The organism is Undibacterium sp. Di27W (assembly GCF_049340345.1).
Taxonomy (GTDB): Bacteria; Pseudomonadota; Gammaproteobacteria; order Burkholderiales; family Burkholderiaceae_D; genus Undibacterium.
The window spans coordinates 123894-147735 of sequence record NZ_JBMPOS010000016.1; the positions used below are offsets into that span (position 1 = coordinate 123894).

The following is a 23842-nucleotide window of genomic DNA, read 5'->3' on the forward strand; positions in this document are numbered from 1 at the left end:
ATGAAACTTAGTTTTTAACTTGCTGTATTACTACACGCAACATACTGATCAGTTGATCAATTTCTTCCTTGCTCACATTCAGTGCCGGCATAAAGCGCAGCAAGTCCGGGCGAGGGGAATTGATCAGCAAGCCTACTGGTTCCATGTCACGGGCAACTTCCACCAGCTTGCCGCCAATATTCTCACCCAGCTTCAGGGCGCGCAGCAAACCAAAACCACGTTCGCCCTGCATGCCAAACTCTGCAGACAGTTGTTCCAGTTGCTGGCTCAGGTATTCCGCTTTTTCCTGAACCGATGTCAGGAAGCCTGGCTTGGTCAATTCCTTGAACACAGCAATGCCGACCGCTGCCATCAAAGGCGCACCATTGTAAGTGCCACCCTGGTCGCCAGGAACAAAGCAGGCTACTTCTTCACGACATAGCAAGGCACCCAGTGGTACGCCGCCGCCTATGCCCTTGGCCAGGGTCATGATGTCCGGTTCTATGTTGGACAATTGATAGCCAAACAATTCACCAGTACGGCCCATGCCGGTTTGCACTTCATCAACGATGAGTAGCAAGCCATGTTTCTTGGTTAACTCACGCAGGGCTTGCATGAACTCAGGGCTGGCAGGTATGACGCCACCTTCGCCTTGTACCGGTTCCAGCATGACGCCTACAGTTTTATCGGTGATCAATTTTTCTACCGAAGCGATATCGTTCAAGTCTGCCTTGGGGAAGCCGCTGACTTGCGGTGCAAATATCGTATCCCAGCCTGGTTTGCCAGAAGCCGACATCATCGCCAGCGTGCGGCCATGGAAACCATGGTCAAAGGTGATGATTTCAAAGGCGCCATTCTTGTTCAACTGACCCCATTTGCGTGCCAGCTTGACCGCACCTTCATTGGCTTCTGCACCGCTATTAGTGAAAAACACGCGGTCAAAGCAAGAGTTCTTGGTCAGCAGATCAGCAAATTCCACCATCGGAGCATTGTAGAAAGCCGGGGAAGGGTTCAGCAATTTTTTCGATTGGCTGACCAGTGCTTCATGAATCACGTCCGGGCAATGCCCCAGGCAATTGACCGCCCAGCCTTGCAGATAATCCAGATATCGCTTGCCCTTGTGATCAGTCAAGTACATGCCCTTGCCTTCAACGAACACGAGTTCGGGGCGGGGGGTGATGTACATCAGGGAATTTACGTTGTACTGACTGAATTCCATTTCAAGACTCCTAAGGTCGTTACAGTGGGTGGGGTAGACAAAAATTCAAGGTAAAAAAAAGCCACAGGACGGAACCTGTGGCTGGATATTCGTGGTGCAGCTTTTACGCGCACGCTCACTCCTACATCGGCCCAGGCTCGCTAAGCGAGTTGCGACGTCGTGCAATATTTGGTGAGGACATGTCAGTAAAAATTTTCATAAAACGGATAGTAGGACTTTTTGCGCACTGCGTCAAAATAATTTTTGAGGCTGGCGCAAAAAGTTTGCTGCCATCAATTTGCCAGATCAGCCTCAGAAGTAAACGAATCTGCATAGAATTCGTCAACAGGCAACTGGCACTGTGCAGTAAAGTCGCGCTTGGCTGAATCGACCACGATAGGCGCACCGCAGGCATATACTTGATAGCCTGACAAATCGGCATGATCAGCTATCACAGCCTGGTGGACAAAACCGCTACGTCCCGCCCATGCATCTTCCGGCAAGGCATTAGAGACTACCGGGATATAGTTGAACCCAGGTATCTGCTTTTCCCATTCCTTGCACAAGGCATGCATATACAGGTCAGCAGGGCGGCGGCCACCCCAGTACAGGCTGACCGGACGCCTGGATTCCAGGTGTATCAAGTGTTCGACCAAAGCCTTGATGGGGGCAAAACCAGTGCCAGACGCTAGCAAAATAATTGGCTTTTCACTATCTTCACGCAGGAAGAAAGTGCCTTGTGGTCCTTCAAAACGCAGGATGTCACGCTCTTTCAAAGTAGAAAATACCTGGTCAGTGAACACACCGCCTGGCATATGGCGTACATGCAGGGTGATATGCTCGTCCAGATGCGGGGCATTTGCCATGCTGTAGCTGCGGCGTTTGCCGTCCCTGAGCAGGAATTCTATGTATTGGCCAGCACGGTATTGCAGACGCTCATTGGCGGGCAATTGCAGGGCGATGAGCATGACGTCGTGCGAGAGTTTTTCCAGTTTGGCAACGCGGCTAGGCATTTTCTTGACTGGGTAATCACCATCGGCGACGATTTCGCGGGTTTCTATGGTCAGGTCTGATTGGGGCCTGGCACAGCAGAACAGGGACATGCCCTGCGTTTCTTCCAGCTCAGTCAGGGCGCGTTGCTGATGTGGGCCATGCTGTACAGACCCACTGGCTATCTTGCCCTTGCAAGAGCCACATGCACCATTTTTACAACCATATGGCAAGATGACGCCTGCGCGTAAAGCGGCCGACAATATGGTTTCATCTTCTTCACAGCTAAATTGACGGCCACTGGGGGTGACGCTTACTTGAAAAGTCATACTATCCTGAACATGAAAAAACAGTTTACACAAATTGGCAAGCCACGCTTGCTTATCATAGGTTGCGGCGATGTAGGCATGCGCCTGCTTCCTTTGCTGCGCCCGCATTTCCGCATCTTTGCCCTGACCAGTCAGGCCGGGCGCTGCGCAGAATTACGTGCTGCTGGTGCCACGCCCTTGCTGGGGAACCTGGATCAGCCTGACACTCTGGCCCGCCTCAAAGGTCTGGCAGGCCGCATTGTTCATTTGGCACCACCACCATCTGAAGGCAAGAGCGACAGGCGCACACAAAATTTGACCGCCATTTTACCTGACAAGAGCCACCTTGTTTATATCAGTACTACCGGCGTCTATGGTGACTGTGCTGGCGCCTCTTTTGATGAGACCAGGACAGTCAGGCCACAGAACGCCCGCGCACTGCGCCGTGTGGCGGCAGAAAGCTGCCTGCGTAGCTGGGCCAGACGCAGCCATTCTTGCCTGTCCATCTTGCGAGTGCCTGGTATTTACGCCGCAGACCGCCTGCCGCTGGAGCGCTTGCACAAGGGCACACCGGCTTTGACAGAGGCGGATGATGTCTACACTAATCACATCCATGCAGATGATCTGGCGCAATTGATCAAACTGGCCTTGTTCCGGGCCTTGCCCAATCGGGTGTATCACGCTGTCGATGACAGCGATATGAAGATGGCTGCTTATTTTGACCTGGTGGCCGATGCGTTTGCACTACCGCGGCCTCCACGTCTGCCGCGTGCTGAACTGGCACAACAGGTCAGCCCTGTGTTGCTATCTTTCATGTCAGAATCCAGGCGCATGCAAAACCAGCGCATCAAACTGGAGCTGGGAATGCGCCTGCGTTATGCAGCCGTCAGCGATGGGCTGAGGGTCGCGGCAATGGGCAGGGTGATATAGAAGCAGGACCCCAGGTTTTCTGTGCTGATAAAACCGATTTGCCCGCCCATTTTTTCCATCATGGTTTTACTAAGGCTAAGGCCCAGGCCGGTGCCTGCATATTTGCGGGCGGCCTTGGCATCTTCCTGGGTAAATTTCTGGAAGATGCTGCTCTTGAATTCTTCTGAGATGCCTATGCCATAGTCTTGTACTTCTACCCTGACCTGTTCATCAATGATGCTGACACGCACATCGACCTGACCATGGGGGCGCGAGAATTTGATGGCATTGGACAGCAGGTTGGACAAGACTTGCACAAAGCGCTGGGCATCCACCCTGACCAGGACGGCCTCATCCACAGGCGACTCATAACAGATTTCGATGTCAAAACTTTGTGCATAGCCCTCGTTTGATTGCAAGGTACTGCCGATCAGATCGGCCAGCGGCAAGGTATCGAAATGGAATTGCATGCTGCCATATTCGAGTTTTTCAAAATCCAGCAAATCGTTAATGAGCGTGGTCAGGCGTCTGGCATTGTCATTTGCCATGATCAGCATGGAATGGGCTTTTTCTGGTATCTCGCCAGCCACACCGCCCACCAGCAAACCAAGCACGCCTCGTATCGACGTCAGCGGAGTGCGCAGTTCATGCGAGACGGCGGAGACGAATTCGGTTTTGAGTTTCTCGACGCGTTTTTTCTCGGATAAATCATGCAGAATGATGACATGCAAGACCTGCATACCCATACGCACGCGGGTGATCGCCAGTTCTACCGGCACCTCATGCTCATCTTTTTGCCTGGCTACTAATTCCTGGCGCTCGCTTTTACCTGCCACTTCATACTGGGTCTCATGCTGGCTGTGGTGTAAATGCCGTGATAAAAACTGTCGCGACACCTGGTCTGGAAACAGACTGAGCATATCCCTGCCACGCAGGCGGCCATGTTCATATTTCAGCAATACCTCGGCCGAACGATTGGCAGATTCTATGATGCCGCTTTCATCAGTGGTGAGTATGCCTTCCGCCGCATTGTCGAGTATCGTGCGCAGGCGCTCTTCGCTATTGTGCAGTTCGGCCGTTCTTTGCGCTACCAGGCTTTCTATGCCAAAGGTATGTGCGGTGGCCACCAGCAGGTAGGCACCCAGCAAACCTGTGAACAGCAAACCGCCTATCATGGTGATCCAGGTAATCCAGGCAATATGGCTGCGCCAGTATTCTGAAGATGGCTGGGCTTGCAGGGCATACTGCCTGCCACCAAAATTGATGGTGGACTGGAATAAATGGCCAGGATTCAAGCCATTGATTTCGTCGATGAATATCCCCTTTTTCCCGGGGTAAGACAAATCATAGAACTTGATGCGCACACTGCGCATGTCTTCGTTGGAGAGCACCCCCCTGACCAGGTCGGCTATCCTGATCATGCTCACGGCTACGCCGGAAAAAGCAGCCTTCCTTTGCGCAATATTCTCTTGTGGCTTGCCATTTTCATAGACGGGCGCAAACAGCAATACATGTAATTGCTCCCGCCCATCGGTGTCGTTGGAAATCAAAGGGTCGGTGACAGTGAGGTTGCCACTGTCACGCGCATCTTCTATGGCGATCCTGCGTGCCGTTGTCGAACCCATGTCAAAACCAAACATCTGGTGATTGTCGAAAAAAGGCTCGATATACCGCACGGGGTAATAATCATCCCTTTTACGGACCTCGGCAAGATGATGCAGCTCATTCATTTCCTGTATCTGGAAATTGGCAAAGCCTTCACGCAGCACCGAAATCTCGAAACTTGCACGCTGTTGATGATCGATCCTGGGCACCCAGGATAAAAAGGAAATCGCTTTTTGCTGTTGCAGGGTATGACTGATAAAGGTAGCAAAGTCACTGCGGCTGACTTGCACAGAGCTGGCATAAAATCGCTCTATGTTGTGCATGATCTCGGAATGACTATCGAGCTTGTTTTGCAGGTTCTGGCCTACACGCTCTGCCTTCAGGCGAAATTCCAGTTGCAGTTTTTGTTCTTCGCGGTAGCGGGTAAAGGTAAATGCCGTGATCACCAGCATCAGGCAAATCAGCAGGGGCACCATGACACTCCAGCGTCTGGCATGCCAGATTTCACGCGGTTTGCCATAAATCACCATGACGATGGGGGCGATAGTCAGTACACCAAAGGTGTCACCTATCCACCAGCCTATCCAGTTATTGAAAAAATCCTGCCAGGGAATAATATCCAGCGCAACCAGGGCAGTGACGCTGATGCTGGCATTAACCAGGCAGGCAATAACACCGCCGTAGATAAAGAACTGGAAGATAGCCTTGTCTGAATCCAGCGCCAGATTGTCCTGCAATTTTTTCAGTATCATCTGGGTGCCGGCAAACGCCTGCAAGGAGGCACCGGCAGCAACGATGGTCGATGCAATCAGGGCACTGGTATTGATGCTGCCAAAAATATCCAGGTTGATCAAGAGGTTGGCCGTAAAGGCACCGATGGCGACACCCGGCAAAAGCCGCAAGCCGCCAGTCAGTACCATGCCCAGCGCCACCCCGGCTGAAGGGTAGATCGCGATAGAGTAACCTGGCGGTATAGCCAGTAACAGGGAAAGCCTGCCTAGCACTGCATACACAATGGCAAGCACCAGCATTTGCCATATGAGTTGCAGCGTATCACTTTCCCTTGTTGAACGCATCCTCGCCTGCCCTGAAGACTATGCTAGATTAGTGATGAAGTGACTTTCAATACCTCATCTGCCGTGGTAACACCTTCGATGATCTTATATGCGCCAGCAATGCGCAAGGGTTTCATGTCATCCTTGATGCTTTGTGTCCTCAATGCGTGGATATCAGCGTTTTCTGTAATCATTTTGCTGAAGGGCAGGGTGACTGTCAGCAATTCATACAAGCCGGTACGTCCCATGAAGCCAGTCTGGCGGCATTCCGGGCAGCCCACAGGTTTATAGATTTTCTCGGGTTTGCTGATGCCCCAGCCTTCGGTCAGGGTATCCCATACGGCATCCTGCAATTCACCTTCTGGCGATTTGCAATGGATGCACAGCGTTCTGACCAGGCGTTGGGCCAGGATGCCGATGATGGTTGCCTCCAACAAATAATACGGAACACCCAGCTCCAGCAAACGCATGATGGCAGAAGGCGCATCATTGGTATGCAGGGTGGACAGTACCAGATGGCCCGTCAGTGCGGCCTGTATGGCCATCTCGGCAGTTGGTAAATCGCGGATCTCACCGACCATGATGATGTCAGGATCCTGACGCATGAGGGCGCGTATGCCATCGGCAAAACTTAAGTCTATGGATGACTGTACCTGCATCTGGTTGAAGGAGCCTTCCACCATCTCAATAGGGTCTTCGACGGTACAGACATTCACGTCCGGTGTCGCCAGGGCTTTCAGGGTGGTGTAAAGGGTCGTGGTTTTACCAGAGCCGGTAGGCCCAGTGACCAGGATGATGCCATGCGGCTTGCTGGTCAGATGATCCCAGCGCTTGGCATCATTGAGAGGAAAGCCCAGTTCCGGCAGGGTCTTGACGACCACTTCAGGATCAAAAATACGCATGACCATTTTTTCGCCGAACACTGTAGGAAGCGTAGACAGACGCAACTCCACTTCCTGGCCATCGCTGGTGCGGGTCTTGATACGACCGTCTTGCGGGCGGCGTTTTTCTATGACGTCCATGCGACCCAGTAATTTGATACGTGCCGTCATGGCGATCATGATGGTGGCAGGTACTTGATAGACTTGATGCAGGACGCCATCGATACGGAAACGGATGATGGAAATATCGCGCTTGGGTTCGAGATGGATGTCGGAAGCGCGCTGGTCAAAGGCAAACTGCCACAACCAGTCAACAATATTGACGATGTGCTGATCATTGGCATCAACTTGCTTGTTGGTCTTGCCTATCTCAATGAGCTGTTCAAAGTTTTGCCGTAAATTGGCATCATTTTTGTTCGCCTTGCGCGCATCCTTGATGGATTTCGCCAGGGAGAAAAACTGTACGATGTACTGCGAAATCTCCAAAGGGTTCGCCAGTACCAGACGAATTTCCTTGCGACTGAATTTCAGTATTTCATCTTGCCATTCGGTATTGAAAGGCTCTGTGGTGGCCACCACTATCGTATTGGCGTTTGACTCTACCGGCAAAATATTGAAACGCGTTGCGTAGGACGAAGACATGACGTCCGATACACTGGTGAAATCGATTTTCAAGGGGTCGATGCGATAGAAAGGCATATTGACCTTGCCTGCGGCCCATTCTGTCAGCCAGTCCAGTGTCAATGAAATATGCGGAGCGAGGGCTGAATGCAATTTGGCTTGCGCGACGGCAGTCAGCGGGTGCATGCTGGCCGGGCCGTTCTTGAGCAAGCCCTGGGTCGCGTGGAACTGGGTCTTGGCATCTTCTTTGAGGATGATGCCGTCTGCCATCAGCCAGGTGAAAATTTGTTGCAGGTTTAGGCTGCGGTGTGCGGGTTTATTCATGTCTTAGGGCCGTTTCCATTATTTATTGAGGATCACAAGCTGCTTTCAGCCCGTTGACCCAGGATTTTGCTGGCAACTTGGTGTTTGTTTTGATCTGATCGGCTTTTTCGTACAAGGCAGGGAAATCCAAGACCGGTTTTTGCTTGAATGCTAGGGCAACCACATTGCCATCATGGACTTCAGGCAGGCATAGCACGGTATCAAAGGCAAAGCGCATGGCTTTCAGGTTGCGGGCATAGCTGGGATGGTCGCCAAACAGATTGACTGTCAGGATGCCATCATCCTTGAGGCAGTTTGCGCAGGCTTGATAAAATTCTGCACTGTCAAGTACCGGGCCCTTTGCAGTCGCATCATACAAGTCCACCTGCATGGCATCGATATGGCCGTGATTATTGGAATCGACTACGAAATCCATGGCATCCATTTCCAGCACATGAAGACGCTCATCATTGGCAGGCAGTTTAAACATGCTTTCGCAAATGGCGATGACCGAGGGATTGAGTTCTACCGCAGTCACTTGCGCCTCGGCAAACTGGCGATAGCAGAATTTACTCAGCGCACCGGTGCCCAGGCCCAGTTGCACCAGATGGGCAGGTGCCTCAATGAACAGCATCCATGCCATCATCTGTTGAGCGTATTCCAGCTCTATGGCGTCGGGTTTGCGCAGGCGCATGGCACCTTGTACCCATTCAGTGCCGAAATGTAAAAAGCGTACGCCATCCATTTCAGACAGGGTGACAGGCGCGAACTTGGGTTTGCGATTAGCTGACTTGCTGACAGCCGCTTTAGGGCCGGAGCGGTGGTTAGCCTCGGCTTCTATGGATTTTCGTTTGATTAGCATGCGCTTATTTTAACCCTCATTGTACTTGTAACATGCAAATTTACATCTTCCAGGACCCTGGTAATAAGTTTTCCTGGGGAAATTTTACCAAATGACAGGGTCTATCCTTCTTATGCGTGGGGATAATAATAAATTGACTGGCTGAAACTCAGCATTTATTTTCTGCAAGAGCGGAAAAAGGACAGTTTGGAGTAGAATTTGTGCGCATTAAATTGTTGTTAAATCATTTATTTTTTATCGATCAATGAAATATAAAAAAGCCACTATTTTAATTACACTGACTCTGGTTCTCTTGAGCTTATTGGGAGTGACAATCTATGTCCTGTCCAATCGGACACCAGTGGATATTGCCAAGCCCGAGGTGTTCAATGCAGACACGGCAATGCTGGCCATCTTTGGCACCTACAACCAAAAACAGCAAGGCGTTCTGTTACCTGAAGAAAACACAGTGCAGTGGGATATGAAGCAGGCAGATACGCTGGTCAGGCCCCTGCTGGTTGCAAGCTATACTGAAGCCGGTAAACAAAAGGGGGTACTGGCCATGCAGCGCCAGCAACTCCTTGAGGGGGCTGCTATCAATAGCCATGCAACAAGTGCCATGATCTCTGTCTATATATTTGCCTATGATGGCAAGCAGTGGATATTTGAAAAAGGCAAAAAAGAAGTGACGGAAGCCGGGGCATTTGGTGAAGCGCCAGGTGGCAGGCTGATACGACTGGGGCAGGATAAATATGGCTTATTATTTAGTGGTGGAGATGTGCATCAGGGGTATACCAATGACTACGCCTTCATCATCTCTTTAAGTGATGCCAAGCCGCTTAAAGTGCTGGAATTGAATATGGGAGAAAGTAATAGCGGTACTTGCACGGATGTAGTGGAGGAGCAGGAGGGGATGATGCAGGCGTGCTGGGAAAATACGGGAAAAATCAGTTTTTTGCAAAACGCCGCAGAGCCATATTACGTGATCAAACTAACGACAATCGGTAATAATTTGCCTGAAAACGGCAGCAGGCCTGCCAATAAAAAGCAGGACGAGTATTTTGTGCACACTGCGGGCGCATACAAGGCAAGCAAGGAGCAGCGTCTGAAAGCGGCTAAAACTGTGCCGGATGAGGTGGTCTATAAGGCGGGTGATACGCAAACGCAGACTGACTCCATCCCCAATCTGGAAAGACGCAAACTTAAATAAACGGGCTCAAACCATAGTCAGGAAATGTGGCAGGTATTTCATGCAGTCCTGTGCCAGGTTTTTTATCGTCAAAAGAGATTGTCAGGTCGCAATTCACTTTGCCAGGCTTGCAATTTTTCATCAAAACTGCGCATGGCGTAAGCGGGTGATGAAGAGGGCAGTATGGCCGTTACATAGCCACGTTCTTTGAAGTAAGCTGCCATCTTGCCAGCAGTCTGGCCATTGAAACAAAGTTTGCGCAAATTCGGGTAGCTTGCTTGCAGGCTGCTGAAATCATTCAGTTGGCCATCCCGGATTGCTGAATCCAGGCTGCCTGCGCGCGCGCAGGAATGAAATACATCCCAGAGACCTATACCATGCGCCAGCAGGGCTTGCAGGCGCTGTTCATACTCCAGTTGGACCAGATCGCTGCCCAGCGAGGCAGACACCAGGCGCCAGAACTGGTTTTGCTTGTATGCATAATATTGCGTGGCGCCGAGTGAGGCCACCCCGGGGAAGCTACCCAGTATCAGGGTATGTGTTTGCGCATTGATGACGGGAGGAAAGCCTTGCAGAAGGTGAGGGGTTTGATCCATGAATAAATCTTTATATGCGAAGTCTGTTTGGTTCATGGGCGGACAAGAGCTTGCGCAATCTGTCAACGCTTTGTCAGGCCATGCGTTAAGCAAGGATGATCATCTTTGCCGGTATCAGGCCGGACCAGGAGCTTATTTTGAAACGTTTGCTTATTTTACTTGCTATTGCCAGTCTAAGTGGCTGCGCAGTCAGCACACACAATTCTGGCAGTGTGTATAGCGCAAGACAAACCCAAAACGAACAGAGCGTGCGTATGGCCTATGTTGAGTCTGTGCGGGAAGTCATTATAGACAAAGGACAAAGTGGCGTCGGTACGGCCACCGGTGCTGCCCTCGGTGGCTTGGCTGCTGGCTCCGCCATAGGCAAAGGGAATGGTTCGGTTGCTGCTGCCATCGTTGGCGCCGTTGCCGGGGGCATCATCGGTCAGAACCTAGAAAGAGATGCGACCCATGTGCGTGGCCTGGAAATTACCGTCAGGCTTGATAACGGCGACTTGCGTGCCATTACGCAGGAGGCGGATGAAGCTTTTCAATTGGGAGAGCGGGTGCGTTTGCTGTCAAATGGCAGGACCACCAGGGTGACGCATTGAAATGGATTAAATCTGATAAACTCTGTGACAAAATTCAGCAGCAAAAGCGACCAGCATGTCTGGTCGTTTTTGCGTATATGAACTATTCTTTAATCACCTAGGTTCGCGTGTATCTGCCGCGCAGCCTGGAGTGGGGAGAAAAGAATCTTTCATCCGCTCCTTCGTTCAGCTTTATTGTTTGCCTCAGGAGGTCACAATGAAAAAGATTTGTAGCATAGTATTTCTGGCTGCTGCCTTATCGGCCCAGGCGCAAGCCGGTGAGGTGAAAGTCGCCTGGCAAGAGCCAGAGAAATTTACGGATATTCGCCCCAGCAATGAATCCAAGCCTGATTTTCAGGTGCGCTTGATCAAGGAATTTGATCAGATATTTGCCGACCTGGCGAAAAAACTGCCGGATGGTTATCAATGGGATGTGACGGTGACTGATGTCGACCTGGCTGGTGATGTGCGCCCTTTCTTTCACCATACTATGAACGATGTCCGTGTCATCAAGGATTTATACTGGCCCCGCATGAGCTTTAATTTTGATTTGAAGGATGAGCAAGGGAAAAGCATCGCCTCAGGCACAGAAAACGTCAAGGATATGAGCTTTCTTTTTCATGTAGGAGTTGCCAGCGGACACAGCAATTTTCAATATGAAGAGCAAATGTTGCGAGACTGGTTTGGCAAGCAGCAGCGGGATAAGGTTTTCCCTACACGCTGAATTGACCAAGAAAAAAACGGACTCATTGCTGAGTCCGTTTTTCTTTCATCAGACAGAAATTCGACTGAATTTATTTGCTCAGCAACATCTCATTGAGACGTTTTACAAAAGCACTAGGGTCACTCAAATTACCACCTTCAGCCAGCAAGGCTTGATCAAACAGCAGGTGCGACCAGTCATCAAACTTATTGACTTCATACTTGAGTTTCTGTACCAAAGGATGGTCAGGATTAACTTCCAGTATAGGCTTGGATTCTGGCGCAGCCTGGCCTGCCGCTTTGAGCATGCGTGCCAGATTGCCAGACAAATCATGCTCATCTGCGACCAGGCAAGCTGGTGAATCAGTCAGACGGAAAGTCACGCGTACATCCTTGGCTTTATCGGCCAGGGCAGTTTTCATTTTCTCGACCAGGTCTTTGAACTCGGTCTGGGTTTCTTCATGTTGCTTCTTTTCTGCCTCATCTTCCAGTTGACCCAGATCCAGGCCACCTTTGGCGACGGAGGCCAGTTCCTTGCCTTCGAATTCGCTGAGGAAGGACAACATCCATTCATCGACGCGATCAGTCAGCAACAGGACTTCTACACCTTTCTTGCGGAAAATCTCCAGGTGCGGGCTGTTCTTGGCAGTTGTATAGCTTTCTGCTGTTACATAGTAAATCTTGTCCTGGCCTTCTTTGGCGCGACTCAGGTAATCTGCCAGCGAGACATTTTGCGCATCGCTGTCATTGTGGGTGGATGCAAAACGCAGTAACTTGGCGACGCGGTCTTTGTTGGCGCTGTCTTCGCCTACGCCTTCCTTCAGGACCTGGCCAAATTCTTTCCAGAAAGTCGCGTACTTGTCTTTCTTGGCTTGTGCATCTTCGTCACCGTCGGCATTTGCCAGATCTTCCAGCATGCCCAGTACACGCTTGGTCGAGCCTTCGCGTATCGCCTTGATATCGCGGCTTTCCTGCAGGATTTCGCGCGAGACATTCAAAGGCAGATCATTGGAGTCTATGACACCTTTGACGAAGCGCAGATAGACTGGCATCAGTTGTTCTGCATCATCCATGATAAAGACGCGCTTGACGTAGAGTTTGATGCCGCCACGTTTGTTGCGGTCCCACATATCAAACGGTGCGCGTGCCGGGATATACAGCAATTGCGTATATTCGCTACGGCCTTCAACCCGGTTATGGGTATGCGTCAGCGGTGCAGTGTAGTCATGTGAGACATGCTTGTAGAACTCATCATATTGCTCAGGCGTGATCTCAGACTTGCTGCGCGCCCACAAGGCACTGGCCTGGTTGATGGTTTCCAGCTCGTCTTTCAAGACCTGTTCTTTTTTCTCTTCATCCCATTCTTCTTTCTGCATCTTGATAGGCAGGGAGATATGGTCAGAATAAGTGCGAATGACGGATTTGAGCTTCCATGCCGACAAGAACTCGTCTTCACCTTCACGCAAATGCAGGGTGATGCTGGTGCCACGGCCTTCTTTAACGATGTCTTCTACGCTAAAGTCGCCCGCACCTTCAGATTCCCAGCGTACAGCCTGGTCTGCAGGCAGACCGGCGCGACGGGTTTCAACAGTGATGCGGTCTGCAACGATAAAGCCGGAATAAAAACCAACGCCAAACTGGCCTATCATGGCCGCGTCTTTTTGTTGGTCACCAGACAATTTGCCAAAAAATTCTTTAGTCCCGGATTTGGCGATCGTACCCAGATGCTCAATGGCATCTGCCTTGCTCATCCCTATGCCATTGTCGGCGATGGTGATGGTACGTGCTTCTTTATTGAAACTGACCTGGATGTGCAGTTCAGGATCGTTTTCAAACAGGCTGGCATCATTAATCGCTTCAAAACGCAGTTTGTCGGATGCATCAGACGCATTCGAGATCAGTTCACGCAAAAAGATTTCCTTGTTTGAATACAAGGAATGGATCATCAACTGCAAGAGTTGTTTGACTTCGGCCTGAAAGCCCAGGGTTTGTTTTTCTGACATGGTTTCCCTCAAAGATTTCAACAGAGTTTCATCGGTATAGGTGGCAATTGCTTGCCTGTTGCTTTTTTATTGCAACATTGTTTGAGCTTGAGGAAGGTGAGGACGCTTTAGCAGATTTCAAGATGCTTGCTTAAGTGACATTAAAATAAGCCTAAGAGATGCATAGATATTTGTGTTTTTTGCAAAACATCACTAGACTCAAGGACATGGCAGCGTGTCTGGAATTGACTTTTGAGGCTCAGGGAATGACTTTATGTTGCTAAAAGGATGGAATTTGCTTGGCTTTTGCCTATTGTGTGGGTATGCATCCACACTCAGGTCGGCCAATCTTTATCTGACGGAAGTGACTCCCTTTGCCTTCGTCAAGGATGGCAAGGGTAGTTATGATGGTATCAATGTCCGCATAGCCCATGAGTTGAGCAGGCGCTCAGGCGTGTCTTTTGAATTGGTGGTGGTTCCCAGCGCCCGTCATCTCTTGATGTTTCCTGCAGATAAAGAAGCCTATAGTATTTCTCAGGCTGAAAATTTCACTGAACAAGAAGGCATTTTTTTATCTGAAGTAACGCAATTCCCTATCATGGTAGTTGCGCCACGTGGTGCTGTGCTAAAGAATTACGATGATTTGATTGCTCTGTCCATGGAGCGCGGTATAGGCATGATGCGCAGACTGAGCTATGGCTCTTTTGGCCAGGATGAGCGCGTCAGGAAAGTCGAAATCAATACCCTGGAAAATGGCATGCGCATGCTGGAGGCCGGGCGCATCTCTGGCATCGTCGGTAGCCAGCCAGCTATTCTGGCGGCAGCTGAAAAAAATGCCTCGGCAAATCTGTTGGGACCTGGCCTGATTATTTCTTATGGTTCGCATGTCATGCGAGTCAGGCCAGAGTTTGCTTCCAGCGCAACTTCAAAAACCATTAGTTCAACTTTGCTGGCCATGAAAAATGACGGCAGCATAGCGCGTATTCTGGACGATTTTTTGAAAGAGCCCAAGATAGGATTGCAGTCAGCAAAATAGCGGGTTGCCGTAGTTTATCCTGACATCCAGAAATAATTCCCGGTCACCTGATTTCGGGCTTTTGTCACATGGCTATTCTGCTATAGTCTTGCCCACTTCATAATTCCTCCATCATTTATTTCTGCCTACCTCGTCTGGTACTCAGCTACTTTCCTGCTCAACTTATCTATTGTCATGACCAAGCTTGTTTCAAGTAATAAATCTCGTTTATCGTCCCTGCAATACCTAGCCTGCTTGAAGGCTGGCGTAGCTGGAGTGGGAGGTTCGCTCTTGTTCTGGAGTGGTCAGCTTCATGCAGCGGATTCGCCTTTAAAAAAAGACGATGTCGTGCAAACTGTGGAGGTCGCAGGTCCGGGTGCGGCCATGCAAAGGAAAAACGAAACAGCCGCTAAAATCGTCATCAATGCAGCAGAGCTATTGCAGTATGGCGACAACCAATTGTCATCCGTATTAAAACGCCAGCCTGGCGTTTCTGTGGTTGGCAATGAGCTGCGCATGCGTGGTTTGGGATCGGGGTATACCCAGATATTACTGAATGGCGATGCAGTGGCGCCAGGATTTTCTATCGATAGTATCGCGCCTGAATTGATAGACCGGGTAGAGATATTGCGTACCACGACGGCAGAATTCAGTGCTCAGGCTGTGGCCGGTACCATCAACATCATCCTGAAAAAAGCGACGGGCCGGGCCAGGAGAGAATTCAAATTTGGCCTGGCCCATGCCGACGATAACTGGAATCCCAGCCTGGCTCTGGAAGTGGCGGATAAACTCGCTGGTCTTGCCTACTCGGTCACTGGCAACCTGACAAAAACCGGCTATGAAAACAGGCCTCAGGTGACTGAAAGTATTTATGGTAGCGATGGACAACTACATACCCTGCGCCTGATGCAGCAAAAGAATCAGGGGGACAGTTGGCGGCTGGGCCTGAGTCCGCGACTGAATTGGAATCTGGAGAATGGCGATACACTGGGCTGGCAAAGTCTGATTGATTTTTATCGCACAGTGAACTGGGGGTATGACCATGAAACGACGCCTGTCGGTAAGCCTACCTCGTACCCGAATAATCATTACCGTACTACCTCCCATACTGGTTTGTTGCGTACGGATTTGAACTGGTCCCACAGGATAGATGCAGACAGCAAGCTGAATGCGAAGCTGGGGCTGAATTACAATAAGCGCGAGACTGATTTTGATTTTTATGGCTATCCTGCGCCTCAGGATCAGCCTTTCAACCGGCATGTCGTATCGAATGCGGCAGAAACCAGTGTCAGCAGTAGCGGCAAATACCTGAGTCGCTTTCGCGAAGATCATAGCCTTGCCATTGGATGGGACGCTACGCTGACACAGCGCAGTGAACTTCGCATGCAATTTGACAGGCCGACGAATTCCGACATTCCCAATAAACCGCTGCTGGAAGACTACAAAGCCAACGTACGTCGCATTGCCATGTTTGCACAGGATGAATGGGATGTGACGAACCGACTGCAAGCTTATCTGGGTTTGCGCTGGGAAGGCTTGAATACAGAAACTACAGGCGGCCTGATAGACGCAGTGCAGACACGATCCAGCGTCTGGAGCCCGGTCATGCAAATTCTATGGAAACTGCCTGAGCAAGAGAAAGACCAGTTGCGATTTGCCTTGTCCCGCACCTATAAGGCTCCCACGCCGCGCAGCCTGGTGCCGCGGCGTTACACAGCAAATAATGATAATGGGCCGACTAACCCGGATTATCAGGGCAACCCGCAACTCTTGCCTGAGCTGGCCTGGGGGGCTGATCTGGCTTATGAATCCTATTTTGCCAAAAATAGCATGTTCAGCCTGTCGGCCTACGTCAAACGGGTGCAGGATGTGACTGTGCAAAACCTGTACGAACAAAAACCGGATAAACAAAAAGTGGATGAGCAAAAAAGCGTGTGGATTACAACACCCTATAACCATGGCACGGCCAAAGTGATGGGGATAGAGATGGACGCAAAGTTCGCTTTGCAGAATTTTCTGGCTGCAGCGCCACCGCTTGAAGTACGGCTGAATGCAGCGCGTAACTGGTCGACACTGGATGCTATACCCGGGCCAGATAATCGCCTGACCGACCAGGTGCCGTTGACTGCCAATCTGGGCATGGATTACAAGCGCAGTGAACTGCAATCATTTGGTTTTAATTTTAATTTGCAGACAGGTGGTTATGTGCAGGCCACATCTGGCTTGCGTACTTACACAGGTGTCAGTCGCAATCTTGACTTGTATGGTTTGTGGAAGCTGGAAAATAAAATGCAATTGCGCCTGTCAATGAGTAATCTCTTGCATCAGGACGTGTTGCAGGCTTCAGAATATAGTGGGCTTGCAGAGCGTACCGTGCGTCGTATGCGGACACCGGCAAGTGCGACGATACGCTTGCAGTTTGAAAAGAGTTTATAGAAATATTGGGGGCTTCCCCCAATATTTCTTCTCATTTATTTCGCACCTGCACCCTTGAAATTTTCAGGATCAAAATCGGCGATATCAATTTTCCCGAAATGCCTGGGTGGAGCGAAAATCTTTTCTTTGACCTTGTCTGGCTCGGATGCCATAAATGATAATTCAGACACTTTGACCAATTGCCAGGTATCGTCTTTCTTCGAATAATTGAATTGATAGGTGTTGGCCCAGCGCCAATTGCTGCCACCATAATGCGAGACTGAAAAGGTCTTTTTTCCTGCTGTTAAATCAGAAAACGGATCACCAAATGCGCCGCCACAGCCGGAGCAAAAAACGATTTTGTCATTGGTCTTGATCAGCTTTAATTTACCGTCAGCCTGACGTATGGCGATATTCAGGCGGCGTTGCTCGTGATCTATGGGATCATCATCGGGATGTTTCTTTTGTTTTTCCAGAATAAAAATATAATCGGCTTTGTCATCGCCATTCAAGTCAGCTACTTCATAAGCCAGCAGTTTGGTGTTCGGCAAGATGAAGGGAAGTAATTCTGCCGGTATGTTTTTTCCTTCTACATAGTCAGTCGCCATGCTGATCACTGGCATCATTGCGAGGCTGAGGATGGCAGCAAACTTGGCAGGCAGTAAATCAAATTTCTTAAACATATAGCTTTCCTTTTGTCTTCACCAAAAAAAACAGGGGAAACCATCGTTTCCCCTGTCTTGTTTTCCACAGATCACTATTATAGTGCCTTGATTTGCATGCCATCGGCTTTATCTTCAACTTCATAACCCAGTGCGTGTAGCTCACCACGCAGGCGATCTGCCTCTGCCCAGTTCCTGGCTTTGCGGGCCGCCTGACGTTGCTCCGCCAGGCTCTGTACTTCTTCCGGGATGGCCAGTACAGCAGGTTGCCATTGCGCCAGACCCAGGCCAAATACTTTATCAAATTCTGTCAGCGTGGCTTTTTTGTCGGCATCAGACAAGTCGGCTTTCAGCATTTCCCAGACCAGTGCCAGAGCACGTGGTACGTTCAAGTCTTCATTGATGAAGGTGGTGAATTTTTCACGGTATTCAGCACTGGCATTGCCATCTGTTGGCCATGCATGGTAAGTCTCGCGCAGGCGTTGCAAGGCAGTTTGTGCCGACAACAGGGCTTCAAAGCTGAATTGCATCTGGCTGCGGTAATGCGCAGTCAGGCACAGGTAACGATAGGCCAGTGGATCGATATTCTGATCCAGCAGGGTTTGCAGGCGCAGGAATTCACCTGTCGATTTGGACATCTTGCCAGAATCGATTTGCAGGAAATAACCATGCATCCAGAAGTTGGCCAGGCGGGTGCCATGGCAAGCCTGGTTTTGCGCTATCTCGTTGCTGTGGTGGATGGCAATATGGTCTTCGCCACCGCAATGGATATCAAACCAGGGCGTCAGGTACTTCGCTGACATGGCCGAGCACTCTATATGCCAGCCAGGGAAGCCACGACCCCAGGGGCTATCCCATTCCATTTGCCTGTGTTCATCCGGTGGGCTGAATTTCCATAAGGCGAAGTCGGTCGCATGCAGTTTTTCACCGAGATCAACGCGGCTGCCAGCCTTGATCGCATCACGCTTGATACGCGCCAGGAAGCCGTAGTCATCCTGCTTGCTGGTATCAAAATAAATGCCATCGCTGGTGCGATAGGTATAGCCATTTTTTTCTATGGCAGCAATGAAATCGATTTGCTCGACGATATGGTCGGTGGCCTTGCACCAGATCGCTGGTTCCAGGATATGCAGTTTTTGCAAGTCATCCTTGAAAGCGGTAGTAAAGCGGTCGGCAATCTGCCAGGCAGATTCACCGGCTTTGCGGCTACCTTTTTCCATCTTGTCTTCACCATCATCGCCATCGGACACCAGATGACCCACATCGGTGATATTGATGACATGGCGCACGGTATAGCCATTCCATTCCAGGGCGCGGCGCAGCAAGTCTTCAAACAGATAAGTGCGCAGGTTGCCTATATGGGCATAGTCATACACGGTAGGTCCGCAGCAGTACAGGCCCACCCAGTCTTTGTTCAAAGGGCTGAAGGGGCGCAGGCGGCGTTCCCAATTATCGTAGAGAAGTATGTCCATTTGTTGTGAAAATAGCTAAGTGTGAATGTGGTCTAAATTGAAGGAGGGTGCTTAGGGTATTACTCAAGACAGGCAGGCAAGCCAAGGCCATGCTGCGTACGGATTTGCAGGCTCAACAACAACAGGTCGTATTCGCAACTTGTGTTTGCGCGGACGCAGACATGCCTGCTACAGGCGTGTCGCCTATGCAATCTTTAACATGTTGGTGGTCCAAGTGAGGCATATAATTATGATGAATAATTCGATGACTAATTCCGTTATATCTGAAACCCAGAAGCTCAGAGTGAGAATGTAGCATAGATATGCGCTCTTGGCCAAAGTTGAGCAGATTGATCGTCGACAGGCGTGTAGGCACGCAAGCAGGGCAGGCGCAGCTGAAAAAATAAAACGGTGTAAAAATGCAAACGAATTATAAAGATGTCAGCGAAGAGAATTATCGTTCGCAATACATCAAGCAAGACAGGGCACAAGTTCGCAGGGTAGTACGCATCATGTTGTGGGCGTTTTTACCCCTGGCATTGGTGGATGTGCTATTTCATGAATTTGCCCTTCCTCTGGCGCTCTTATTATTAATGCGCTTGACTGTCTTTGTCTATTCATTATGGCTGGTAAGACTATACGAGACCGAAGAAAACGTCCCCAGACTGGACCGTTATGTCATGCACTGGATAGTCCTGGTCTTGTCGATGCAGTTCATCAGCAATGCCTGTTTGCCACGTGATTATCTGGGGCATTATATGGTCGATGCCTGGCTGGTGTTAATGGCTTTCATTTCCTTGCCGCTGGCCTTGAACGTTTTGCGCATTCCTTTGTACTTATTTACTGCAGCCTCTTGTCTGCTGCTCTTGTACAAGCAATCAGGTACATTTTCCCAGGCTGCCAGTGTCTTGCTGATTTTGCCTGCCGTTGCCATCACCGGGCATGCGATCGCTGCCTATGTGCACAGGTATAGACGCAAGCTCTTGAGTGCAGAGCAGGAGCTGGAAAGGCAAGCCAATATAGACCCTGTGACGGGTGTCGCCAACTGGAAAGAATTCATGCGCATCTCTGACGGTGAGCTGCAACGCCATCTGCGTCTGGGCAAGCAATTATCCATGCTGGTGCTGGACCTGGAAGACTTTAAACATTTGAATGACCTGCATGGACCGCAAGTGGGTGATGTGATCCTGGTTGAAGTCAGTCGCCGTGTGAAGCGTGCCATGCGTTCTTATGATTGCATCGCCCGTTATAGCGGCGAAGAATTTTGCGTGCTCTTGCCCGAGGCATCGGCTGAAGATGCCACAAAAATTGCTGACCGTACCCGCGCCACTGTGGTCGCCATGCCGATTGCTGTCTCCGGTACGGAGATGAAGGTGAGTGCCAGCGTACGTACTGCCACCTTGCGCGAAGGCGATACTGCATTGAGTCTGTTACGCAGGGCTGGCGAGGGTTCGGGCAGGCGTCAGCAAGAAACGCAGCAAGATGTTAATCTCATACCCATGCCTGTGTAGTTTTTTAAAAATGTCGCTGGCTCAGCATAGATTAATCAGCAAGATGTGAGGGTAGGAAAATGAGTTTTTATGGCGTGACGGATTTGTGGACTTATGTCTTAGGTGCTTTGGGCATTATCTTGTTGCCAGGACCTAATTCCCTGTACGTATTGGCGGTTGCTACGGCCCGCGGCATACGTGAAGGATATAAGGGGGCTTTGGGGATTTTTGTCGGCGATAGTATTTTGCTCATGCTGACTGCTTTGGGTGCTGCAGGCATCTTGCGTACTTATCCGGCTTTATTCATGGTAGTCAAATATGCGGGTGCTGCTTATCTGGCCTGGGTGGGCGTTAACCTGATCTGGGCCGCCATACAAAAATGGCGTAACAAGACTGCAACCGTGGCAGAAACCCAGGCGGCCGCCGTCAACATGCAAAACCCTTTCAAGCGCGCGCTGGTAATCAGTCTTTTGAACCCTAAGGCGATTTTGTTTTTACTGTCTTTCTTTGTGCAATTCATTGATCCCGCTTACCCGACACCGGCGATTCCGTTTTTGATATTGAGTGCCGTGGTCATGGTATTCAGCAGTATTTATCTGTCGGTATTGATCTTCCTGGGAGCCCGTCTGGCACGCAACTTTAGCCAGCGCCGCCGTTTGTCGGCCAGCTTGTCGAGTGGTGTGGGTAGTCTGTTTCTCTGGTTTGGTGTCAAGCTGGCCAATGCCAGCCTGCACTGATATACAACACTTTCTTAATTCTTTAGTTAATCTCACGCTTCAGAAATTCCCAGACACCAGGATCGGACATCGCAGCAATATTGATGCGCATCTTGGTGGAAGGGAGCTGGCTGGGTGAGAACAAACTGCCGGGTGCCAGCAGATAACCCTGCTCCATGGCTTTCTCGGTCAGCTTATTAGTGTCGCAGCCAGTCTCGGTCCACAGGAACATGCCTGCGGGTGTGCGGTAATCGACCTTCATGCCTTGCTGTTCCAGACGTTTGGTGATGTCATCGCGTACGCCATCGAGCTTGACGCGTATGCGGTCGACATGTTTGCGATAATGTCCCTCTGACAAAATTTTATACACTACGCGCTCGCCAATTTCTGTGGTTGTCAGGGTAGACAGCATTTTGCGATCGGCCAGGCGTATCGCCAACTCAGGTGAGGTGGCGATAAATCCCACCCGCAGATTAGCGGCCAGCGACTTGGAAAATCCGCCTAGGTAAATTACCCGGTTCAACTGATCCAGCGCCGCAATGCGGGTGGCAGCCTGCACTGCGGGGCCGGGGTGCATGTCGCAATACACATCATCTTCAACAATCATGAAGTCATGTTCTTCAGCTGCTTTCAAGACTTGAAAAGCCTTGGCGGCTGAGAGCGAAGTGGAAGTTGGATTGTGCAAGACCGAGTTGATGATATATAGCTTGGGTTTGTGCAGGGCAGCCAGTTCTGCCAGCTTGGCCACGTCCGGCCCATCATGCAGGCGCGGTATGCCTATCACCTTGGTACCCAGGATGGCAAAAGAACCAAACATCAGGAACCAGGCCGGGTCATCGACAAAGATGGTGTCGCCGGGCTGGGTGAATTCACGTGCCACCAGATCCAGTGCCTGGGTGACGCCACTGGTCATAACGATTTGCTCGGGCGAGGCGGCGATTTCCAGTTCAGCCATCTTCAATTGCAATTGCTGGCGTAAAGGCAAAAAACCTTGCTGGGTACCGTAATGCAGCAAGAGGTTCTGGTTCAGCCTGCTGATGGAGCGCAAACCATTCGCCACCAGTTCCCCATCCAGCCAGTCATGCGGTAACACGCCGGAACCCGGCATTTTTTGGGGTGGCAATTGCCTGAACATATTGCGTACCAGCCAGACTACATCCAGGTTTTGGGTGATCGGGGCAATTTGTGCCGTACTAGGGACATTATTCAACATCGAGGCACGTTCACGGACAAAAAAGCCCGCTCCCCGGCGTGACTCCAGATAGCCCTTGGCGACCAGTCTGTCATAGGCTTCCACCACGGTAAAGCGCGACACTGCCTGTTCATCGGCAAACTGGCGTATTGAGGGCATGCGTGCACCAGTACGTAGCAATTTGTCGTCTATGCGATTGGCCACGGCATTGACGATTTGCTCCACCAGGGAGCCGCCAGAATCGCGTGAAATGAAAAAAGTGGGTGTCAGCATGACTAGTCTCCGGGCTGCGGTTCTGTAATGGATAGTTGACCATGACAGTGTGAATATTATCGTTTGCAGTGTATTGGTACTGTATTGGTTTTTGCGCTTAGGATAGCACAAACACCAAATCAAAAACTGGAGAATCACTATGGATAGACAGCCCAATCAACACCCTGGATACCAAATGTCGGGAGTACAAGATGCCCGTTGATACACTGATGGCCTTTGCCTTGTTTGCTCTGGTGTCGTCCATTACACCTGGCCCGAATAACCTGATGTTGCTGGCTTCCGGCGTGAACTTTGGTTTTCGTGCCACCTTACCGCACATGCTGGGGATCAGCATAGGTTTCATGATCTTGGTGTTGGCCGTTGGAACTGGCCTCGCTGGACTGTTCACGACTTTCCCTTGGTTATATGCGGTGCTTAAATGGGCAGGCGCGGCGTATTTGCTTTACCTGGCCTGGAATATCGCCAATGCTGGCCCTTTAGAAGACAAGGCCGCAGGCAAGGCTGAAAAAGCAGAGCAGGCTCGCCCTATGAGTTTCATGAGTGCGGCTGCTTTTCAATGGGTCAATCCCAAGGCCTGGGTCATGGCACTCGGGGCCTTTAGTACCTATATCCCGGCGACGGGTGGCTTCTTGATTGTGGCCCTGGCTGCTGGTATCTTCGCCGCCATCAATTTACCCAGTGTAGGCATGTGGGCCCTGTTTGGAGCCAGGGTCAGGCATTTGCTGAAAGTGGAACGCAATCTACGCATTTTTAACTATGGCATGGCCTTGCTACTGGTATTGTCGCTCTACCCTATGCTGGCAACTGCCTGAGGCATAACAGAATGACAAATGAACATTCAGCGGCGAATGACGCTCAAAACCTGTGTTGACCAAATTTTATCTGTCAGATGGAATGCGA

Annotated in this window: 19 protein-coding genes and 2 pseudogenes; 9 read left to right on the forward strand and 12 right to left on the reverse strand. The window is 50.5% G+C overall.

Features of this window, described 5'->3' with window-relative positions:
- Nucleotides 1-7: 7 nt before the first annotated feature.
- Both ACO0LF_RS26375 and ACO0LF_RS26380 read right to left on the reverse strand, forming a co-directional pair.
- Nucleotides 8-1198 carry an acetylornithine transaminase gene (locus ACO0LF_RS26375; RefSeq protein ID WP_423019492.1) on the reverse strand — a complete coding sequence of 397 codons (1191 nt, stop codon included), beginning with the start codon at nt 1196-1198 and terminating at the stop codon, nt 8-10.
- A 272-nt stretch (nt 1199-1470) separates the two neighbouring features.
- The gene (locus ACO0LF_RS26380) at nt 1471-2496 is read right to left on the reverse strand and encodes a CDP-6-deoxy-delta-3,4-glucoseen reductase (protein WP_423019494.1); all 1026 of its coding nucleotides are present in this window, start codon (nt 2494-2496) and stop codon (nt 1471-1473) included.
- 12 nt (nt 2497-2508) lie between these two features.
- Between ACO0LF_RS26380 and ACO0LF_RS26385 the strand changes: the two genes are divergently transcribed.
- A complete protein-coding gene (locus ACO0LF_RS26385; RefSeq protein WP_423019496.1) occupies nt 2509-3405 on the forward strand; it encodes an NAD-dependent epimerase/dehydratase family protein in 897 nt (298 codons plus the stop codon).
- On the opposite strand, the gene ACO0LF_RS26390 is transcribed toward ACO0LF_RS26385, so the two are convergent.
- The 5 genes and pseudogenes from ACO0LF_RS26390 to ACO0LF_RS26410 form a co-directional block, all read right to left on the reverse strand.
- Entirely contained in the window at nt 3351-3854 is a 504-nt protein-coding gene (locus tag ACO0LF_RS26390) for a sensor histidine kinase (protein ID WP_423019560.1), read from the reverse strand. The two genes, ACO0LF_RS26385 and ACO0LF_RS26390, sit on opposite strands and share 55 nt — an antisense overlap.
- A 15-nt stretch (nt 3855-3869) precedes the next feature.
- Nucleotides 3870-4559 (reverse strand): annotated as a pseudogene (locus ACO0LF_RS26395) (histidine kinase dimerization/phospho-acceptor domain-containing protein); the annotation flags it as partial.
- A gap of 168 nt (nt 4560-4727) precedes the next feature.
- Nucleotides 4728-6065, reverse strand: a pseudogene (locus ACO0LF_RS26400) (CHASE domain-containing protein); the annotation flags it as partial.
- Nucleotides 6066-6088: 23 nt separating this feature from the next.
- On the reverse strand, nt 6089-7870 hold the full coding sequence (locus ACO0LF_RS26405; RefSeq protein WP_423019498.1) for a GspE/PulE family protein: 1782 nt from the start codon (nt 7868-7870) through the stop codon (nt 6089-6091).
- A gap of 22 nt (nt 7871-7892) precedes the next feature.
- Nucleotides 7893-8711: a spermidine synthase gene (locus tag ACO0LF_RS26410; RefSeq protein WP_423019500.1), complete on the reverse strand. Its 819-nt coding sequence runs from the start codon at nt 8709-8711 to the stop codon at nt 7893-7895.
- Nucleotides 8712-9018: 307 nt separating this feature from the next.
- Between ACO0LF_RS26410 and ACO0LF_RS26415 the strand changes: the two genes are divergently transcribed.
- On the forward strand, nt 9019-9900 hold the full coding sequence (locus tag ACO0LF_RS26415; protein ID WP_423019502.1) for a hypothetical protein: 882 nt from the start codon (nt 9019-9021) through the stop codon (nt 9898-9900).
- Nucleotides 9901-9968: 68 nt separating this feature from the next.
- Here ACO0LF_RS26415 and ACO0LF_RS26420 read toward each other — a convergent pair whose 3' ends face one another.
- Nucleotides 9969-10475 carry a DNA-deoxyinosine glycosylase gene (locus ACO0LF_RS26420; RefSeq protein ID WP_423019504.1) on the reverse strand — a complete coding sequence of 169 codons (507 nt, stop codon included), beginning with the start codon at nt 10473-10475 and terminating at the stop codon, nt 9969-9971.
- A 95-nt stretch (nt 10476-10570) separates the two neighbouring features.
- Between ACO0LF_RS26420 and ACO0LF_RS26425 the strand changes: the two genes are divergently transcribed.
- Complete coding sequence (locus ACO0LF_RS26425; protein ID WP_423019506.1) at nt 10571-11065, forward strand: hypothetical protein; 495 nt, start codon at nt 10571-10573, stop codon at nt 11063-11065.
- Between the two features lie 196 nt (nt 11066-11261).
- Nucleotides 11262-11768, forward strand: a complete 507-nt coding sequence (locus ACO0LF_RS26430; protein WP_423019508.1) for a DUF3016 domain-containing protein — start codon at nt 11262-11264, stop codon at nt 11766-11768.
- Nucleotides 11769-11838: 70 nt separating this feature from the next.
- Here the strand turns inward: ACO0LF_RS26430 and htpG are convergent, their stop codons facing one another.
- Complete coding sequence (gene htpG / locus ACO0LF_RS26435) at nt 11839-13749, reverse strand: molecular chaperone HtpG (protein ID WP_423019510.1); 1911 nt, start codon at nt 13747-13749, stop codon at nt 11839-11841.
- Between the two features lie 253 nt (nt 13750-14002).
- Between htpG and ACO0LF_RS26440 the strand changes: the two genes are divergently transcribed.
- Both ACO0LF_RS26440 and ACO0LF_RS26445 read left to right on the forward strand, forming a co-directional pair.
- Complete coding sequence (locus ACO0LF_RS26440) at nt 14003-14764, forward strand: substrate-binding periplasmic protein (protein ID WP_423019512.1); 762 nt, start codon at nt 14003-14005, stop codon at nt 14762-14764.
- A 174-nt stretch (nt 14765-14938) separates the two neighbouring features.
- Nucleotides 14939-17179, forward strand: coding sequence for a TonB-dependent receptor plug domain-containing protein (locus tag ACO0LF_RS26445; protein WP_423019514.1), 2241 nt, complete (start codon nt 14939-14941; stop codon nt 17177-17179).
- A gap of 35 nt (nt 17180-17214) precedes the next feature.
- On the opposite strand, the gene ACO0LF_RS26450 is transcribed toward ACO0LF_RS26445, so the two are convergent.
- Together ACO0LF_RS26450 and cysS are read right to left on the reverse strand one after the other, a co-directional pair.
- Nucleotides 17215-17841, reverse strand: coding sequence for a hypothetical protein (locus ACO0LF_RS26450; RefSeq protein ID WP_423019516.1), 627 nt, complete (start codon nt 17839-17841; stop codon nt 17215-17217).
- A 77-nt stretch (nt 17842-17918) separates the two neighbouring features.
- Entirely contained in the window at nt 17919-19292 is a 1374-nt protein-coding gene (gene cysS / locus ACO0LF_RS26455; protein WP_423019518.1) for a cysteine--tRNA ligase, read from the reverse strand.
- Nucleotides 19293-19690: 398 nt separating this feature from the next.
- Here cysS and ACO0LF_RS26460 point away from each other — a divergent pair, with 398 nt between their 5' ends.
- Nucleotides 19691-20782, forward strand: a complete 1092-nt coding sequence (locus ACO0LF_RS26460) for a GGDEF domain-containing protein (RefSeq protein WP_423019520.1) — start codon at nt 19691-19693, stop codon at nt 20780-20782.
- Nucleotides 20783-20841: 59 nt separating this feature from the next.
- Nucleotides 20842-21498, forward strand: coding sequence for a leucine efflux protein LeuE (leuE, locus tag ACO0LF_RS26465; protein ID WP_423019522.1), 657 nt, complete (start codon nt 20842-20844; stop codon nt 21496-21498).
- 22 nt (nt 21499-21520) lie between these two features.
- On the opposite strand, the gene ACO0LF_RS26470 is transcribed toward leuE, so the two are convergent.
- Nucleotides 21521-22942 carry a PLP-dependent aminotransferase family protein gene (locus tag ACO0LF_RS26470; protein ID WP_423019524.1) on the reverse strand — a complete coding sequence of 474 codons (1422 nt, stop codon included), beginning with the start codon at nt 22940-22942 and terminating at the stop codon, nt 21521-21523.
- 191 nt (nt 22943-23133) lie between these two features.
- On the opposite strand from ACO0LF_RS26470, the gene ACO0LF_RS26475 reads away from it, so the two are divergent.
- Nucleotides 23134-23754 carry a LysE family translocator gene (locus ACO0LF_RS26475; RefSeq protein WP_423019526.1) on the forward strand — a complete coding sequence of 207 codons (621 nt, stop codon included), beginning with the start codon at nt 23134-23136 and terminating at the stop codon, nt 23752-23754.
- Nucleotides 23755-23842 lie beyond the last annotated feature (88 nt).